Source organism: Myxococcus sp. AM011 (assembly GCF_013372595.1).
In the GTDB taxonomy this organism is placed as follows: Bacteria; Myxococcota; Myxococcia; order Myxococcales; family Myxococcaceae; genus Myxococcus; species Myxococcus eversor.
Window position 1 is genome coordinate 1 of record NZ_JABXEM010000527.1, and the last position, 1,953, is coordinate 1,953.

The following is a 1,953-nucleotide window of genomic DNA, read 5'->3' on the forward strand; positions in this document are numbered from 1 at the left end:
GCCCCGCCCCGCACACCACGACGTGGCCCTTCATCGTCTCGGTGACCACTTCAATCCACTCCTTGTCGTTCTTGTGCCGGGCGAAGAAGAGGTACGCGAAGCGCACGACGCCGTCCGCCACCAGGGCGATTCCCACCGGGGGAATCACCACGTTCAGCAGCTCGATGAGCCAGTCGTGCACGTACGGCAGCGACGGCTGGCCATAGAGCAGGAAGTAGACGTGGTGCAGGGCCTCGCCGAACGAAATCGGGTCCCCGTCCGCTCCCCGGTAGCGCCAATGGAACATCATCGGCCCCACCACGAACAGCGCCACGGCCAGCACCATCGTCGTGCGGAAGCGGCGCAGCAGCGCGCGCAGATATCGGACGTTGGCCCGGAAGTGCCGGCGGGAACCCACCATGGTCGCTGACCCTACTACGACACCGGGATGATGCCCGTCTCGGCCGCGTTCCGGGCCCGACGCCGCTCCACCAGCCACACCAGCAGCACGCCCAGCTCGTAGCAGAGCAACATGGGCCCCGCCATCAGCGACAGGTTCACCACGTCCCCCGTCGGGGTGATGATGGCCGCCGCGATGAGGCACACCACGAAGGCGTGGCGCTGGTACTTGAACAGCCAACTCGACCGCACCACGCCCACCACGCCGAGCAGCGCCATCACCAGTGGCAGCTCGAAGATGATGCCGAAGGCCAGGATGAGCAGCAGCACCAGCGAGAGCTGCTCGTGCATCGTCAGCATGGGCCGCGTCCACCGCTCCGCCTCGTGCCGCGCCTCGCCCGCGGCCAGCTCCTTCTCCAGCTTCCACAGGCCGGACAGCTCCTCGGTGCGCGTGGGGGCCACGCCCGCCAGCAGGCTCGCCGCCTCGTCCATGGCCACCGACGCCGCCGCGTAGTCCTGCTTCGCGTAGGCCGTCACCGCCGCCACCTTCTTCTCCACCGCCTGCCGCAACACGCCGCGCGACTGGACACCAAAGCCGTCCGCCGCCGCGTCCACCAGCTTGCCCAGCCCGTCCAGCCGGGACTTCAGCTCCACGGACTGAGAGGGCGCCCGCGCGGGCTCCGGCGACTGGCCTTCACCATCCGCGCGCAGCGAGGCGCTCGTCTCCTTCGCCAGCGCCCCCGCCCGCTCCGCGTCGCCCACGCGCAAGAAGCGCAGGGCGTCATCCGCGCGCAACCGGGCCGTGTCCAGCCGCTGCTCCAGCGCGAGCGTCTCCTCCTCGTTGAGGAGGAACTTGAACATGGAGGGCAGCACCGCGAAGTAGCAGAAGCACGCGCCCGCGATGAAGGCGAGCGAGCCGAAGATGACGAAGGGCGCCGCGTAGCGCCGCTCCTCCGGGAACAGGCCGGGCGAGACGAAGCCCCAGATCTGCCAGAGGATGACGGGCGTGGTGAGGAAGATGCCGCAGTACACGCCCACCTTCATCAGGACGTTCAGCTCCTCGATGCCGGACGTGTAGATGAGGGCGCGGTTGCCCTCCGGGAGCGCGTCCAGCACCGGCCGCATCAGCACGCCGAAGATGGGCTTGGCGAACAGCAGCGACACCGTCCCCAGGATGAGGACGGCCAGGGTGCACTTGAAGAGTCGACCGCGGAGCTCCGACAGGTGCTCCATCAAGCTCATCCGCAGGTCGGAGTCAGCGGCAGTCTGGGAACTCAGGGGTCAGCTCCGTTTCGGCGCGTTACGCGCCACCGTTCCAGGCAGCGGCGCGAGTCGGGGCAGGCCATCCGCGCCCACACCCTCGGCGGCGGTGGATGACGAGGTGGAGGAAGGCGGCTCCGCGGGCGCTTCAGGCGCTGCGGGTTCGGGGAGCTCGGACGGAGCAGAGGCCACCGCGTCAGGCTCGGCGGAGGGCGCGGGCTCCGGCGCGTCCATGCCCAGCGGGGCGCGCGGGTGCTGGGCCTCCGGCGTGGGCTCGGTGGACTCGGAGACAGCGGCGGAGGCCCAGCACCCGCG

1 protein-coding gene and 2 pseudogenes are annotated in these 1,953 nt (G+C 69.9%); all 3 read right to left on the minus strand.

Annotation, left to right across the window (positions count from 1 at the left end; all coding sequences use genetic code 11):
* Positions 1–400, minus strand: a pseudogene (locus HUW62_RS47015) (potassium transporter TrkA); the annotation flags it as partial.
* A gap of 14 nt (positions 401–414) precedes the next feature.
* Positions 415–1,620, minus strand: coding sequence for a twin-arginine translocase subunit TatC (locus HUW62_RS47020; protein WP_176438165.1), 1,206 nt, complete (start codon positions 1,618–1,620; stop codon positions 415–417).
* A gap of 39 nt (positions 1,621–1,659) precedes the next feature.
* Positions 1,660–1,953: pseudogene (locus HUW62_RS49545) on the minus strand (hypothetical protein); the annotation flags it as partial.

What these genes read in the sequence shown, in the direction of transcription:
- HUW62_RS47020 (WP_176438165.1), bottom strand. Translation starts at nt 1,620, where the DNA reads ATGAGCTTGATGGAGCACCTGTCGGAGCTCCGCGGTCGACTCTTCAAG.